Source organism: Natroniella sulfidigena, assembly GCF_023223645.1.
Taxonomy (GTDB): Bacteria; Bacillota; Halanaerobiia; order Halobacteroidales; family Halobacteroidaceae; genus Natroniella; species Natroniella sulfidigena.
This window is the reverse complement of the sequence record NZ_JALKBY010000007.1, coordinates 82,383-98,660: the sequence shown is the minus strand read 5'-3', so window position 1 is coordinate 98,660 and position 16,278 is coordinate 82,383. Positions and strand designations below refer to the sequence as shown.

Here is a 16,278-nt window from a genome sequence, read left to right as displayed (position 1 = left end):
GCCTGCCCGTAAAACCAGGGCGACCACGGGGAGTCGCCTCTACAAAGAACATTGGTTTTCCATGTAGGGGTGAACCTCGTGTTCACCCTAAGTAAGCATTTCTTTAAAACTAGGGCACACAAACACATTATTGTACGAATGAAAAATTAAGCTTAATATCAATTGAATTAAAGGACTTTGCTGATGAATACTGTAACTTAATTTAAATAGGCAACTAAAATTTATAAGCAAAATAAGTTTGGAGGGTAGAAAAAAATGAAGATTTTAGAGCAAAAGACTACAATTTTATTTGATTTAGACGGAACATTATTACCGCTTGATATCGATCAATTCTTAGAGAAGTACTTTCAGCTGTTAGCTCAACAATTCAGTGATATTGCAGCACCTGAAGAGTTTATAACTAAATTGATGGCTGCTACGGACAAGATGATAAATAATCAAGGGGCCAAGACGAACCAAGAAGTATTTGTAAGTAATTTTGGTACTTTATTTGCTGATGAGAAAGAGAGTGACTTAGTAGAAAGGTTTGAAAAATTTTATCAGCATAAATTTCCACTATTAAGAAAGGGAATAGAGGCTGATCCAAAGGTAGTTGAGATAATAGAGAAATTAAAAGGTTCTAATTACAAACTAGTCGTGGCTACTAATCCATTATTTCCACGTTTAGCTATTGAAGAAAGAATTAAGTGGGCTGGTTTAGAGCCGAATGATTTTGATTTAATCACTAGTTCTGAAAATATGCATCATGCTAAGCCTAATTTAGGATATTATAAAGAAATATTAGAAAAAATAGCTGCTACAGCAGAGGAGTGCATCATGGTAGGTAACGATTTAGGAGAAGATATGGTTGCCCAAAAATTAGGGATTGATGGATTTTTGATTGAAGACTTTCTGATTGATCGTGATGAGGCTGAGGATATAAAGCCGCAGTGGCAGGGGAGTTTAAAAGAGTTTAAGAATTTAATAATCGATTGATGTTACATAATAAAGCAAAGCCTCCCTATATAGGAAGGCTTTGATAGTAATATTTTGTTATTTATTTAACATATTTTTGCAAGATCTAACTGTATCTTTCAATAACATAGCGATAGTCATCGGTCCAGCTCCACCTGGAACAGGAGTGATCGCTGCTGCTTTTTCTTTTACGTTTTCAAAATCGACATCTCCAACAATCTTTCCATCCACTTGATTGATACCAACATCAATCACAATTGCTCCTTCTTTAACCATATCTGCTGTGATTAGATTTGGTACTCCAGCTGCTACCACTACAATATCTGAATTCTTGGTATAGCTAGCAGTATCTTTAGTATCAATATGGCAGACAGAAACAGTAGCATTACGATTTAATAATAAGAGAGCCATTGGTTTACCAACGATATTACTATGTCCAACAACTGTTACGTCTTTCCCCTTGACATCAATGTCATATTTATCAATTAATGCCATAACTCCTTCTGGAGTACATGGAACATAAGCATCACCATCAATTACTAATTCTCCAATATTATAAGGATGGAATGCATCTAAGTCTTTCTCAGGATTGATTGATCCAATTACCTTTTTCTCATCGATATGATCTGGTAGAGGCAACTGAATTAAAATACCATTAACTGAATCATCATTATTTAACTTATCTAATTCTGCTAATAAATCTTCTTGGCTGATATCTTCTGGTAAATCAACAACTTCTGAATCAATTCCTACTTTTGAACAGACTCTTTGTTGTAATTTAATATAAGATGCTGAAGCTGGGTTATCACCAACAAAGATGATAGATAGTCCTGGGACAACTCCCTCCTCTTCTTTCAACTGTTCGACCTCGGCCTTAATTTCTTCTTGAATCTCTTTAGACTTAGCACTTCCGTCTAAAATTAGTGTTTCTTCATTAGCCATTTAAACCCCTCCGTTTAAAGTTATTATAATTATAAAAGTTCACTGTACATACATTCACGAAAGAGATAAAAACTCCTTTTAAGTTTTTATAATTTTATAAATTTTTCAAATTGATTAATTAGACAACCATGGTAAGAATTAGTTATTAGCAAGTAATTGGAAGAATGAATTTAGTGAAAATAATTGAAAGTAGTGAAAGTTAATAATAAATTAGATATAATAGAACAAGAGTGATTATTAAGGAGTTGAAATAATGATTAAAGAACTTGAGAACTTAGTGAAAATATTAGCAGAAAATAATCTAGACGGATTTTTAGTAGGGGGAATAGTACGTGATTATTTATTAGAACGAAGGATTAAGGATGTTGATTTAGTGATTGAGGGCCAAGTGAAGCAAATAGCCCAGGATTTTGCAGCTAAAATTGATGCTAGCTTTGTAATTTTGGATCAAAAATATGATATCTATCGAGTCGTCAAAGGAGAATCAATCTATGATTTTGCTTTGTTAGCTGGTGATGATATTGAAGTTGATTTAAAACGGCGTGATTTTACAATTAATGCTTTGGCAATTAAGCTAACCGCTGATTTTTTAGCTACTCTATTAAGACAAGCTGATATAGAAGAGTATTTGATTGATCCATTATCAGGATTAGATGACATTGAGCATGGGAGTATTAAAGCTGTTCAAGCTGATACGTTTCAAGCAGATCCAATTCGATTATTTAGGGCAGTTAGGTTTGCAGCTAGACTTGACTTTACTTTAGAAGACCAGACTAAAGAGTTAATGAAAGAGGTTGAAGCTAAAGGGATTAAAAGGGTGGCTAAAGAGAGGGTTAGAGAGGAGTTGATTAAGTTACTATTTTCTAATAGGTCAGCCCAACACTTAATTGAATTAGAAGAGGAATTTTCTCTGCTATCATTATTAATTCCTGAGATTGAAAAGTTGAAGGAGATTGGTCAATGTAAGCATCATCAAGAAGATGTTTGGACTCATTCTACATATGCTTTACAGAGACTAGAAGAGCTATTAAGAGAGGAATTTTGGTCGGCTAGAATTGAGCAGCAAAGGATTCCATTGCTTAAGTTGGCCCTATTATTTCATGATTTAGGAAAGCTTTGGACTGAGGAGTTAATTGATGGAGAAGTACATTTTTATGATCATCAACGAGTAGGGGCCAACAATCTCGACCCAATTTTATCTAACTTGCGTTTTAGTAAAGAGGAGATCTCCTATATTAAGACTTTGGTTAGATATCATATGCGACCTATGTCTTTATACTATGCGGAGAATTTAACTTCTAAAGGAAAGTATCGCTTCTTTAGAGCTGGAGGGGAGTTTATTCCTGATATCTGTTTAGTAGCTGCTGCTGATTTAATCAGTACTAAGGAGTTAAATAATAGAACAGAAGAAATTGCAGGTTGTATTAGATTTTTAAAAAAACTAATTAAAGAGTTTGAACAGAGTGAAGAGCGAACTAAGGATAGACTGGTGACTGGAGATCAGATCATGGATATTCTTTCTATCAAACAAGGCCCTCAAGTTGGCAAGTTACTTGAGCAGGTAAGAGAAGCTCAAGCTACTGGTAAGGTTGAGACTGAAAAGGAGGCGATTGAGTATTTAAAGAAGGGGAGCTTTAATAATTCATAAATCTAGATTGATGATTGCAGGGGATTTAATTTAAATCTAGAAATAATTACAATCATGTGTCAGTTATGTGTGTGTGTGTAAGGGAGGTCAAAACCATAAGGGCTAAGGTTTTGCTTTTACTCACACACACTACTCACACTGACACTAAATATCAATTAATTAAGGTAGGGAAATAAAATGATATTTTTTGAATTGTTCATTACCTTTATGAAGATAGGTGTCTTTACTTTTGGTAGTGGATATGCAATGTTAGCACTGGCTGAGGTGGAAGTTGTAGAGGTAAATAGTTGGTTAAGTGTAGAGGAGTTTACTGATGCAGTTGCCTTAGCAGAAATAACACCCGGGCCAATCATGGTCAATCTGGCAACTTTTGTAGGAACTAAGCTTGGTGGAGTTTTGGGAGCTATAATAGCTACTTTAGGTTTGATCATTCCTCCGATGACTGCCTTAATAATAGTGACTAAGTTATATTTAGATTTTAAGGATAATCAGTTAATAGAGAAAGCTTTTAAAGGATTAAGACCGGCGGTAATTGGCCTAATTATTACTGTGATTGTTAATTTAGGTCGTTCAACGTTTGTAGAAATTAAGAGTGTTATGATTACAGTCAGTGTTGTAATTAGCATTTTTTTAGGTTTGCATCCTATTTTGGCTGTTGTTGGAGGAGGAGTTGCAGGGCTGTTATTTTTTTAAAATTGAAATAAAAACAATATAAAATTGAAAGAGGGATTAAGATGAAAAAGAGGATTGGTATATTATTATTGATGGTAATTTTTTTAGTAGGCTGTAATTCTGATCAGATTAAGATTACAGAGGGAGAAATAACTGAAGAAGATGGACGAGTTGCTGTTGATATAGAACTAGATGTTCAAGTGAGTGCTAATAATTATTATAGGTTATCTGCTAGTCAAGATGCAGTATTAACTGATATAGAAGGGAATCAGTTGAGACCGATTAGGAGCCTATCTAGCAGTGCTCTAGATGGAACGATCGATCAATCAGGGGTTTATAGTGCTACTTTATTTTTCCCAATGCCTGAGGAGTTATCTGAAGAATTGGTATTCAAAATTAAAAATATTAAACGGTATAAAAGGATCGATTCTTCTCCAGCTAGAAACTTACTTGCATCTAGTGGCAATATCTCTGTTTCACAAGAAGTAAGTCAACATGGAACTTATAGTGATTTATTAGGTGAATATACGATTGAATTTAAGTTTGAACTGGATGAGCAGCAGTTAGAGCAATCTAAAGTCAATGACCTTAGTCAAGAAGCTACTCCTAATTTAACTAGAGATGAAAATATTATGGAAGTATATCAGTTAGAGCGGGTTGATTTAATTAAGGATGGACGAGGAACGGTTAATCTACTCTCAAGGGATTAAAGTTATTTTTTTACTATTTTGCAGGAAAATTAACTATTATTGCTAAAATAATAATATAGTATAGTTATACTAGACTAAAAAAATGTTAAAGGGGGCGATTATAGTGGATGATAGATTAAGGACTACATACATAAATTATGTCTTATTTTTTATGTTATTAATACTCTTTAATGTACAACCTGTTTTAAGAGCCGAGGATAATAGTCTTGATATTTCAGGGGCCAGTACTATTCAACCTATATTAGATCAAATTTCTTCTGCTTATTTAGAAGAAACTGATCTAGATGTAGATATTAGAGCTGGAGGAAGTGGAGCTGGGATTGAGAATTCTTTAACAGGTGAATCAGATATTGGAGCTGTTTCTAGGGCATTGACTACAGAAGAAGCAGAAGAGTTAGACTATACAACGATTGGCATTGATGCCTTAGTGATTGTTGTTAATGAGAATAATCCGATTACTGATATTAACCGGGAAGATTTGATTAAGGTTTATACAGGAGAAATTGATAATTGGGCTCAATTAGGAGCCGATGATCAATCAATCTTGTTAGTCTCTATAATGTTGGGAAGAAGTACTTTAGGGTTATTTGAAGAATATACTGGGTTGAAAAGCCCCCACCGAGAAACTATTGGAGAAGAAGGGACTATTTCAGAAAGTAGTTATGAAATAGGTTCTAATTTAGAAATGATTACAATGGTGGGAGGGATTCCGAATGCTATTGGTTATGTATCTTTAGGTACTGCCTTAAATTTACAGGAGTTGGGAGCACCGATTAAGATTTTAGATTTAGATGGAATTGAACCTTCTCACCAGAATATCATTGCTGGTGAATATCCTATTAGAAGAGAGTTGAATTTAGTTTATCAACAGCTTGAGCAACAAGAGGAAGAGTTTTTAGAGTTGATACTAGAAGAAGATGGACAAAAGATAGTTGAGAAGGAAGGGTTTATTCCAGTTAGATAGGAGGGGGAATATGAAATTAAGAAAAAAGATTACTTTGCCGCTAGTGATTTTGAGTATTTTAATTACAATTGTCTTTGCAATCAATTACTATTATTTGAATCATCAATTTTATGAAATAAATAATAGAAGAACTGCAATTGGTCGGATGGAGTATGTAATTATGAATAGGATTCAAGAAATGGTGGTTGATTTACAGAACGGAATTATAACTGAAGATGATAGTTATTCGATTCAAGTTGCTGATAGTTCTTTGAGTATTTATCGAATGCTAGAAGATTTAGAGGGACATTACCCAGAGGAAGCTGAGAAAATGATTGCGGAATATACTGACTTTTATGCCCAATTAATTGCTGTATATTCTCAATTTCTAGAAGTAGGAGAAACAGAAGGTACTCAATACTTAACTCAAGTTGATGACCTATATTATAATATAAATTCGGTTGTTGGAGAAGAATTTGATTCAATTAATCATGGACTTGATCAAAGGTATGATAATTCAGTACAGCGGATGAATTACTTTATGTTATTTACTATTGGTTTATTTGTAATTACGGTTATTGTATTATCGATGTATTTTATACCTAAATTCATCATCGATCCTCTTACAGCACCAATTGATTTTGCTCAAAAGATTGCTAATGGTCAATTAAATATAGATGAACTACAGATTAAAAATGATGATGAAATTGGAGATTTAACTGAAGCTTTAAATCAAATGTACCAGAGTTTAAGAAATATTATAACCAATTTATCAAAAAGTATTGATGACCTGTCAGCTTATAGTGAAGAATTATCTGCTGCATCTGAAGAAGGAAATGCAGCAATCGATTCAACAATGCAAAATTTAGAGAATATGACTACACATATTCAACAGATCTCAGCTAGTAGTCAACAAGTAAATGCAATAGCTCAAGAAACTAATGCTCAAACTGATCAAGGGGCTGACAATATAGAAGAAGCAGTATCTAGTATTAATATAATTAATCAGTCTATGACAAGGACAGTTGAGGTTATTAGAGATTTGAATTTAACTTCTGAAGAGATTGGGCAGATTGTAGAATTGATAACTGATATTTCTGAACAGACCAATTTGTTAGCCTTGAATGCTTCAATAGAAGCAGCTAGAGCTGGGAAGCATGGACAAGGATTTGCAGTTGTAGCAGAAGAAATAAGAAAATTAGCTGAAGAGACTGCACAGGCTACAGAAAAGATTTCTAATTTAATTAACAAAGTACAAAATAAGACGGAGTTGGGCTTAGAAACAGTTAAGGAAGTAGATAGTAAAGCACAAAAAGGTAAAGAAATAATTACAAAAACAGGAGAGGTATTTACTGAGATTCAAGATTCAATTCAAAATACATCAGCTACAATTGAACAGACTTCTGCTGGAACAGAAAAATTAGCTAATCAGAGCAATCAAGTAATGGAGAAATCTGAAGCTGTCTCTGATATGTCTGATGATATAACACTTTCTTCTCAACAGCTAGCAGAAATGGCTCAAGAATTGCAGAGTTTAATCCAAGAATTCAAATGTTAAATAAGGTTTTTTATTAGTGGTTAAATATAATAATTATTAGTGAAGAATCTACTATTGACAAATTAAATAACCTATGCTATTCTATATTAGAGAACTGTTAAAAGTTACTCTTAGTTCTTACTCTATTTTAGTTACATAAAGTTAAATTTCTTATACTAAAGGGTTCAACTAATTTAATAAAATTAAACTTATAGCTGAAGTGGAGGTGAAAATATGTTTACAATTACTGACGAGTGTGTTGCTTGTGGAGTATGTGTTGATGAATGTCCAGTAGAGGCTATCGCTGAAGGAGACGACAAGTATGAAATCTCCGAAGATTGTGTTGATTGTGGAGTGTGTGAAGATAGCTGTCCAGTAGAAGCTATTGAAGAGTAATAATATTGCTAATTAGAAAGAGTCCTAGGTGATTTCCTAGGGCTCTTTTTTTATTTGGAGAGATTAAGATGCCAATTATAATCCCCAATAGACAATTAAAAAATTTTTAATTGTCCCTGAATTTATACTAACAGAATTAAATGTATACTGTATACTGTATATTGATATAAAGTAGCCTTTTGCTACTTTATATTAGTTTTAAGGCTGGATATTTATTACAGGGGATAATTCTTATTATTGTAAAATAATATATAAATGTAAGGTCTGATTTTTTAGAATTAAGATGATCTTTAATCAAAGGAAAAAAGGGGGGGATGGTTGCTGTAATTAAGAAAATTAATTTATTAAACCCTAATATCGTTTTAGCATTAGGAGCAGGATCAGCAAGAGGGTTGGCCCATCTGGGTTTTTTAAAGGCTTTTGAAGAAGAAATTTCGATTGATATTATGGAACAGGAGATTAATAGGCATAAAAGCTATAGAGCTGATTTATTAATTAGACCTCAAGTAGGTCATATCAAATCTACTGATTTAGATCAAGCTCGAGAAAAATTAATTGAAGGGTGGGCTAACGGTGAAGAATAAGAGCTCAATTAACGAAAAACGGTTACTCAGTTTAATAGTGGCTGGTGTTTTGATAACTGCTTTATTTGTTTGGCCCAGCAACTATTTGCTAGTCTCTCCTGGTAGTGCACATAGATTAGCACCGATGATTGAGATAGAAGAAGGAGCAATTACATATCCAGTAGAAGGGGAGATAATGCTGACATCTGTTGCGATGAAAAGAACCGTTTTGATAGAGGCTATTTATATTGGATTATTTAAGCCTGATTTAGTAGAGTTAAGATCTAGAAACAATTTACCGTCTGGGGTAGATATGCAGGAATATTTTGAGCTGATGCAAGATATGATGAAAGAAAGCCAGATGAAAGCTACAGCAGTAGCTTTAGAAAGAGCAGGATATGAGACTAAGGTTACTGGTCAAGGTGCTAAGATAGTCAAAGTTTTAGAGGACAGCGATGCTTATGATAAATTACAGGTTGATGATATTATCATAGCAATTGATGATCAACCTGTTCATTTGGTGTCAGAAGTAATTAATAAGGTTCAAGTACGAGAATTAGGTGCTGAGGTTAAAGTAACAGTTAAGCGTAATGGAGAGGAAAAGGATTATTTAATTGAGACAAAAGTGGTTGAAGAAGGGCCGCCTAAACCGTCAATTGGTGTCTTGATCACTCCTTATAAACGAGATTATGAGTTACCAATTGAAACTAATATTGAAGCAGGACGGATTGGAGGACCATCAGCTGGAAGTATGTTTACTTTAGAGATTTATAATCGATTGACTGAAGAGGATTTAACTGAAGATGTACAGATAGCTGGAACTGGAACTATTAGTTTAGAAGGTAAGGTAGGAAAGATAGATGGAGTAAGGCAGAAGATAGCAGCTGCTAAAGAAGAAGGAGCAGATGTCTTCTTTGTTCCAGCTGGAAACCAGCAAGAAGTAGAGGGATTAGAAAAAGAAGAAATAGAGGTTGTTATTGTTGAAGATATAGATCAAATTATTTCATATTTAGAAGGGATTTAAGAGTATTTTTAATTTTATTTTCTAACCCTTCAGTTATTTCTTCATAATTTTAAGTTTTTATGGCTAACCCTTAAAAGCTCATAGCTGAGGCGAAGGTGAAAATGTGTTTGCAATTACTGGTGAGTGTATTGGATGTGGAATATGTGTAGATGGCTGTGGAGCTATTGAGGAATAATATGATTGTTAATCAAACAGAGTCCTAGGTAGACTTCCTAGGACTCTTCTTAGGTTAATATCATCTGAAAAATTACGATCATGATTAGTGATTTTTTGATTATTTGATTATTTGATATAATATCCATGCTATTAACTTTCTTTTGATTATATTTTTACTTGAAGGTATTATATTAAAAAAAAGGAAGTTGGTCGAATTTTATTTAGTTTTCTTGTGAAGTGGTGTTTAGATTAAGTCAATCTCAAATAAGTTAGATCTATGACTAGAGAGAGGATAATTTTTATTGTTGTTGAATATCATAAGAAATATAGTGTCAATTTTTAGGATTAACTTTAAATTAATAAAAAGGGAGGTGAATTGCCGTAAGTGAGGCAGTAACTTATGAGACCTAATATCGGTTTAGCATTAGGAGCAGGATCAGCAAGAGGGTTGGCCCATTTAGGTGTTTTAAAGGCTTTTGAAGAAGAAGGGCTTGCAATTGATTACTTAGGTGGTACTAGTATTGGTAGTGTTGTAGGTGGTTTTTTTGCTGCAGGGTTAGATTTACATATGTTAGAACGTTTAGCAGAGCAGTTGACTTGGGATCATTTAACCGATTTAACAGTACCAAGAAAAGGTTTAGTAGCTGGTAAAAAAGCTAAAGAATTTTTTGAGTTATTAACCCAAAAAAAGACTTTTAGTCAACTGGAGTTACCTTTTATAACGGTAGCTGTAGATATTGAACATGGTGAAGAGGTCGTGATCGATAGTGGTTTGGTAGCAGATGGAATGAGGGCCAGTATGTCTATTCCAGGGGTTTATGTACCTTATCAATTAGATGGTAAAAAATTAGTAGATGGAGCAGTTCTTAATCGAGTTCCAGTAACTCCTGTCAGAGATTTAGGAGCAGATATTGTAATTGGAGTAGATGTAAGTCATAAGGTTAATTATCAGTCAGAGGTCAGCACTATTTTTGATGTAATTATGAATTCAATTGATATTATGCAACAAGAGATTACAAAGCATAAAAATCATGGGGCAGATTTATTGATTAAACCACAAGTAGGTCATGTTAAATCTACTGATTTAGATCAAGCTGGAGAATGTATTGATTTAGGCTATCAGGAAACGAAAAAAGCAATTCCAAAGATTAAAAACTTAATTGAGGAGTGGACTGGGAATGAAGAAGAAGGGATTGATCGAAAATAAACGGTTATTAAGTTTAATAGCTATTGGTATTTTAATAGCTATTTTATTTTTTTGGCCTAGCAACTATTATATTGTTTCTCCTGGTAAAGCAGAGAGACTAGCACCAATGATTGAGATAGAAGAAGCAGCAGATATTTATCCAGTAGAAGGAGATATAATGTTGACATCTGTTTCGATGAAAAGGGCCAGTTTAATAGAATCAATTTATGTTCGATTATTTACTCCTGATTTAGTGGAATTACGCTCTGGAGATTTTTTGCCTCCTGGAGTAGATATGGATGAATATTTTGACTTGATGCAAGAAATGATGGAAGAAAGTCAGATGAAAGCTAAAGCAGTGGCATTACAAAAAGCAGGTTATGAGACTAAGATTACTGGAGAAGGTGCTCAGGTAGTCAAGGTTTTAGAGGACAGCGATGCTTATGATAAATTACAGGTTGATGATATCATTGTAGCAATTGATGATCAACCGGTTGAATTATTAACAGAAGTTATTAATAAGGTTCAAGCACGAGAAGGAGGTGCTGAGGTTAAAGTAACAGTTGAACGCAATGGAGAGGAAAAGGATTTTCTAATTGAGACGAAGGTATCTGGGGAAAGTTCAGCTCAACCATCAATTGGTGTTTTAATCAGTCCTTATCAACGAGAATATGAATTACCAATTGAAGTTAGTATTGAAGCAGGTCAAATTGGTGGACCCTCAGCTGGCAGTATGTTTACTTTAGAGATTTATAATCGCTTGACTGAAGAGGATTTAACCGAAGATGTACAGATAGCTGGAACTGGAACTATTAGTTTAGAAGGTGAAGTAGGAAAGATAGACGGAGTAAAACAAAAGATAGCAGCTGCTAAAGAAGAAGGGGCAGATATCTTCTTTGTTCCAGTTGGAAACCAGCAAGAAGTAGAGGGAGTAGAAAAAGAAGAAATAGAGATTGTTATTGTGGAAGATATAGATCAAATTATTTCATATTTAGAAGGAATTTAGGTTAGAATAATTGGTTGGCGATAAAAATCCACTCCTCCTTGCCGGGCTGTTAATTTAGGATAGGTTAGTGAATAGATATTATTAGCTTTAATATCAGATAAAAGCATTTTTTGGATGGTACTTTTAGGTTCCTGATTAGTACGAAAGTGATTCGATAAATTAGTGATGATGGGTAAATCAGCTTTTTCTTTCAGTAATTTAAGTAACTTCCTACCTTGCTTGTTAAAACCTAAGATTCTAAGATATTGTGGTCCGCCTGCTGATTCAAACTCACTTAATTTTTCTTGATTTAAATCCAATAATAGTTGAGTTAAGATGCGTTGAATTCGAGTTTGAGTAAATCGCTTAGTCTTAATTAGTTTTATCAACTCTGATAGGGATGTTGCTTTTGTAGCGGCATCTTTGATTCTGTTTTCTAATCCTCCAGTTACTCCTTCATAATTTTTTAATTGCTTGTGAGTAACCCTTCTTAATAATGTTAAAATCTGCAAAGTGAAATCTTCATAAAATATAGGCCCAAGCCGATTTGCAAACTCTTCTTGTAAAATCTTAAATGTTGAATCGGGCATTGATTTATTTAATTCAGAGTCTAAAAGTGGTTGTTTGGAGTTATAATTTTGTTTGATCTGTTCTCTGATTGCTGATGCACTAGCTATCTTTTGTAGTTCAGTTGAGTGATAACTACCTCCTTCTCGTTTGATTGTTAATGGAATAATTGAACTCTTTAATTTAGTTAAAGCTCTGATATATTCTAAGCCTAAAATGTTATTTGAGTTAATTAAGATAGATTTTAACTTGGTTGTTGAAATATCAGTCAGATTAGAGTTAAGTTTCAAAAACTGAGTTAGAGCTTTACTACGGGCCAACGGATAAGAGACTCCTGTAGTCAATTCCTCTTTGATCAATTGATTTAGCTGATCAGGCTCAGTTGCTAGTAATTGACCAATTAACTTAAGAGGAGCAATTTCTCCTAATTCACTACCAAAACAGAGATGATCTACAATATTTGTTGCAGTCAATAACTTTACTGCTCCATATGCAAAGTATTGAGCACTACGAGTAGTGTAAGCAACAGGAAGTTGAATTACTAGATCTACTCCTTGCTGAAGGGCCATCTTAGTACGAGTCCATTGATTAACAATAGCAGGCGTTCCTCTTTGTAAAAAGCTACCGCTCATAATACAGATTGTTGCATCTGCTTTACTTTTAGTCAGTGATTTATTAAGGTGGATTTGGTGCCCATAATGGAAAGGGTTATATTCAGTAATGATTCCTAGTACTTTCATCTTCATTCCTCCTTGCTTCTATTATAAGTTGTAATAATTTAAATATCAATCTTCAACTAGTATAATTTGAAAAAAATTGTTAAAAATAATATAGTAAATGGTAATTTACAACTACATAAATGATCTTATTATTCACTTATCAGACAATTGAAAAGATTAGAGCAAAATAGATTTTTTCTATTATTTAAACTTTGAATAAAAACAAGGAATAACCTTGATTAATCGAGTAGTTTTTAATCTAGTAGTTCAAGAAAACGATAGCCATAATTTTTATAAGAATATAAGCCCCTTAATCTTGTAGTATAAATAGCAAGGAGGCCAAAGAATGAGTTTTATCGGGAAGATACACCAAAGAGCAAGGCAAGAGCGCAAAAAGATTGTTCTTCCAGAAGGTACTGAGCCACGAATGATAAAAGCAGTACCCCTTATTTTAGAAAAGGAGATTGCTGATGTTGTTTTACTTGGAAATAGAGAGAAAATTCAGAATTTAGCTCTAGAACATGGTATTGATCTAACAGGAGTTGAGATCATTAATCCGAGTCAGTCTGATAAATTAGAAGAGTATAGTCAGACTTATTATCAGTTAAGAGAGCATAGAGGGATTAGCTTAGAAGAAGCCAGAGAGCAAGTTATTGATCCTTTATATTTTGGTTCATTAATGGTTGAAAAAGGAGATGCAGATGGGAAGGTAGCAGGGGCTGCTAATGAAACGGGAAATGTACTAAGAGCAGCTATTAGAATAGTTGGTACGGCTCCAGGAATTTCAGTCATTTCTGGTGCTTTTATTATGATTGTCCAAGACAAAGATTTTGGAGATGATGGCTTATTGGTCTTTGGAGATTGTGCTGTTAATCCTAATCCTACAGCGAAACAATTAGCAGAGATAGCAGTTTCATCTGCTAAAACAGCTCAGGATTTAGCTGGGGTTGATCCGCGGGTAGCCATGTTGTCTTTTTCTACTAATGGTAGTGCTAGGCATAAGATGGTTGATAAAGTAAATAATGCTACTGAATTAGCTCAAGTTCTTAATCCAGAACTTAAGATTGATGGTGAGATGCAAGCAGATGCTGCTATATTGTCTAAAGTTGCTGAACAAAAGTATCCTGAAAGTGATTTGGCTGGACAAGCAAATGTTTTAATCTTTCCAGATTTACAGTCAGGAAATATTGGTTATAAACTAGTACAGAGATTTGCTCAAGCTGAAGCGATTGGCCCTGTATTACAAGGTATAGCTAAGCCAGTAAATGACTTATCTCGGGGCTGTAGCATTCAAGATATTGTTAATGTAACAGCAATCACGGCTGTACAAGCTCAAAATAGCTAATTGATAGTTGAGAATTGACAATTGAGAGTTGAAGATCAAGTTCATAAATTCAAAGGTTTTGAAGGTTTTTAACTATCAATTTTAAACTATCAATTATCAATTGAAGTTACGCTTAATATCAATAAAAATTAAAGCAATCAGAAAAATTTATTACAAGCTAGGGAGGATTAAATAATGAGAATTCTAGTAATCAACAGTGGAAGTTCTTCAATAAAATATAAACTATTTAATATGAAAGATGAACAGGTACTAGCGAAAGGGTTAGTAGAAAGAATTGGAATTAGTGGTTCATCTTTAGAGCAAGAAGCAGATACGGGAGAGGTAATTGAATTAGAAACTGAAATTGCAGATCATGCAACTGGAATGGAGTTAGTGATAGAATCATTAACAGAGCCAAATAAAGGTGTTATTGCTAAGGTAGATGAAATAACTGCAGTAGGTCATCGAGTAGTACAAGGTGGAAAATCTTTTTCCGAATCAGTAATTGTTGATCAAGATGTTAAAGATCAGATTAAAAAGTGGTCTAGCTTGGCTCCGTTACATAATCCACCTAATTTAATGGGGATTGAAGTTTGTGAAAAGTTAATGCCTCATGCTCAACAGGTTGCTGTTTTTGATACAGCTTTTCATCAGACTATGCCTAAGGAAGCGTACACTTATGGTTTACCTTATGAGTACTATGAGAAGTATGATTTACGTCGTTATGGTTTTCATGGTACATCCCATAAATTTGTAGCTCAAGCAGTTGCTCAAGAGTTAGGGAAGGATTTAGAGGATTTGAAAATAATTACTTGTCACTTGGGTAATGGAGCTAGTATAACGGCTATTAAAAATGGGGAATCCTATGATACAAGCATGGGCCTAACTCCTTTAGAAGGATTGATGATGGGAACAAGGTGTGGAGATCTTGATCCAGCAGCGATTTCATTTATCATGGAAGAAGAAGATTTATCGCCAGCAGAAATAGATAACTTAATGAATCAAGAGAGTGGATTATTAGGCTTATCGGGAGTCAGTAGTGATATGAGGGATATTGAAGAAGCAGCTGAGGCAGGAAATGAAAGAGCGAGGTTGGCTTTAGATGTATTCAGTTATCGGGTTAAAAAATATATTGGTTCTTATGTGGCAACTATGAACGGAGTAGATGCAGTTGTCTTTACAGCAGGGGTTGGTGAAAATGGAATTGAGATGAGAGAGTCAATCTGTCAGGATTTAGATTATTTAGGAATTAAGCTTGATCCGAGTAAGAATGATGTTAGAGGAAGATTACAGGAAATAAGTGCTACTGATTCTCAAGTCAAGGTATTTGTAATTCCTACTAATGAAGAACTAGTGATTGCACGAGATACTGAAGAATTGATCAGCTAATCTACGAGAAACTCTTGACAAAACAGGAAGTTGTATATTATAATAGATATGTTGTTTTAGAGGTGATTAGATGAAAATAGATATTACAGAAATTAAAGATGATCTCGGTGCTATAATGAATACTGAGTTTTCTTTGGACTTAGCAGATAGAAAGGTTCAAGGACAAGAAATTTCAATTATTGAGCCGAGTAATGCGGAATTAAAGGTTGTCAATTCTGAAGGTGAATATGTTATTATGGGAACTGCTTCTTTATCATTAGAGGTATTTTGTAGTCGCTGTTTAGAAGAATTTGAAACCGAATTAGAGTTTGAAGTAAATGGCGAAATTGATAAAGAAGAGGTTGAAGATGCAGAGATTGATGTCAGTGGAATTTTAGCTGAACATATTAGATTAGCAATACCAATGAAATATGTATGTAATGAAGAGTGTAAGGGGCTATGTCCTAGCTGTGGTCAAAATTTGAATGAAGAAGAATGTGATTGTATAATGCATAAAGTTGATCCAAGGTTGGCAAAATTAGAAAAGTTATTACCTGATAAAGAATAATATTAGGTTATAATTA

16 protein-coding genes are annotated in these 16,278 nt (G+C 33.9%); 14 read left to right on the top strand and 2 right to left on the bottom strand.

All coding sequences use genetic code 11. The features are described from left to right. Positions 1-255 precede the first annotated feature (255 nt). Entirely contained in the window at positions 256-975 is a 720-nt protein-coding gene (locus MWH28_RS06120; RefSeq protein WP_248618429.1) for an HAD family hydrolase, read from the top strand. 57 nt (positions 976-1,032) lie between these two features. Here the strand turns inward: MWH28_RS06120 and folD are convergent, their stop codons facing one another. Continuing rightward, complete coding sequence (gene folD, locus MWH28_RS06115; RefSeq protein WP_248618428.1) at positions 1,033-1,896, bottom strand: bifunctional methylenetetrahydrofolate dehydrogenase/methenyltetrahydrofolate cyclohydrolase FolD; 864 nt, start codon at positions 1,894-1,896, stop codon at positions 1,033-1,035. A 253-nt stretch (positions 1,897-2,149) separates the two neighbouring features. Here folD and MWH28_RS06110 point away from each other — a divergent pair, with 253 nt between their 5' ends. The 10 genes from MWH28_RS06110 to MWH28_RS06065 all read left to right on the top strand — a co-directional run bounded on the left by MWH28_RS06110 (position 2,150) and on the right by MWH28_RS06065 (position 11,737). Beyond that, positions 2,150-3,544 (top strand): CCA tRNA nucleotidyltransferase, encoded by a 1,395-nt coding sequence (locus MWH28_RS06110; RefSeq protein ID WP_248618427.1) that lies wholly within the window; start codon positions 2,150-2,152, stop codon positions 3,542-3,544. A 177-nt stretch (positions 3,545-3,721) separates the two neighbouring features. Continuing rightward, positions 3,722-4,237 carry a chromate transporter gene (locus MWH28_RS06105; RefSeq protein ID WP_248618426.1) on the top strand — a complete coding sequence of 172 codons (516 nt, stop codon included), beginning with the start codon at positions 3,722-3,724 and terminating at the stop codon, positions 4,235-4,237. 41 nt (positions 4,238-4,278) lie between these two features. Further along, positions 4,279-4,926, top strand: a complete 648-nt coding sequence (locus MWH28_RS06100) for a hypothetical protein (RefSeq protein ID WP_248618425.1) — start codon at positions 4,279-4,281, stop codon at positions 4,924-4,926. A 103-nt stretch (positions 4,927-5,029) separates the two neighbouring features. Further along, positions 5,030-5,890 carry a substrate-binding domain-containing protein gene (locus MWH28_RS06095; RefSeq protein ID WP_248618424.1) on the top strand — a complete coding sequence of 287 codons (861 nt, stop codon included), beginning with the start codon at positions 5,030-5,032 and terminating at the stop codon, positions 5,888-5,890. Positions 5,891-5,900: 10 nt separating this feature from the next. Beyond that, entirely contained in the window at positions 5,901-7,427 is a 1,527-nt protein-coding gene (locus tag MWH28_RS06090) for a methyl-accepting chemotaxis protein (RefSeq protein ID WP_248618423.1), read from the top strand. A 213-nt stretch (positions 7,428-7,640) separates the two neighbouring features. Next, on the top strand, positions 7,641-7,802 hold the full coding sequence (locus MWH28_RS06085; RefSeq protein WP_248618422.1) for a DUF362 domain-containing protein: 162 nt from the start codon (positions 7,641-7,643) through the stop codon (positions 7,800-7,802). Positions 7,803-8,116: 314 nt separating this feature from the next. Continuing rightward, a complete protein-coding gene (locus MWH28_RS06080; RefSeq protein ID WP_248618421.1) occupies positions 8,117-8,386 on the top strand; it encodes a hypothetical protein in 270 nt (89 codons plus the stop codon). Beyond that, positions 8,376-9,389, top strand: a complete 1,014-nt coding sequence (locus MWH28_RS06075) for a YlbL family protein (RefSeq protein WP_248618420.1) — start codon at positions 8,376-8,378, stop codon at positions 9,387-9,389. The genes MWH28_RS06080 and MWH28_RS06075 overlap by 11 nt, the downstream gene beginning before the upstream one ends. 556 nt (positions 9,390-9,945) lie before the next feature. Beyond that, complete coding sequence (locus MWH28_RS06070; protein ID WP_248618419.1) at positions 9,946-10,752, top strand: patatin-like phospholipase family protein; 807 nt, start codon at positions 9,946-9,948, stop codon at positions 10,750-10,752. Continuing rightward, on the top strand, positions 10,724-11,737 hold the full coding sequence (locus tag MWH28_RS06065; RefSeq protein ID WP_248618418.1) for a YlbL family protein: 1,014 nt from the start codon (positions 10,724-10,726) through the stop codon (positions 11,735-11,737). The genes MWH28_RS06070 and MWH28_RS06065 overlap by 29 nt, the downstream gene beginning before the upstream one ends. Here MWH28_RS06065 and MWH28_RS06060 read toward each other — a convergent pair. Beyond that, positions 11,734-13,023, bottom strand: coding sequence for a nucleotidyltransferase (locus MWH28_RS06060; RefSeq protein ID WP_248618417.1), 1,290 nt, complete (start codon positions 13,021-13,023; stop codon positions 11,734-11,736). The genes MWH28_RS06065 and MWH28_RS06060 overlap by 4 nt on opposite strands. A 325-nt stretch (positions 13,024-13,348) precedes the next feature. Here MWH28_RS06060 and pta point away from each other — a divergent pair, with 325 nt between their 5' ends. From pta to MWH28_RS06045, 3 genes are all read left to right on the top strand, one after another. Continuing rightward, positions 13,349-14,347, top strand: a complete 999-nt coding sequence (gene pta / locus MWH28_RS06055) for a phosphate acetyltransferase (protein WP_248618416.1) — start codon at positions 13,349-13,351, stop codon at positions 14,345-14,347. Positions 14,348-14,521: 174 nt separating this feature from the next. Beyond that, a complete protein-coding gene (locus tag MWH28_RS06050) occupies positions 14,522-15,715 on the top strand; it encodes an acetate/propionate family kinase (protein ID WP_282580146.1) in 1,194 nt (397 codons plus the stop codon). A gap of 70 nt (positions 15,716-15,785) precedes the next feature. Then, positions 15,786-16,262 carry a YceD family protein gene (locus MWH28_RS06045; protein ID WP_248618415.1) on the top strand — a complete coding sequence of 159 codons (477 nt, stop codon included), beginning with the start codon at positions 15,786-15,788 and terminating at the stop codon, positions 16,260-16,262. The last annotated feature ends 16 nt before the right edge of the window (positions 16,263-16,278 follow it).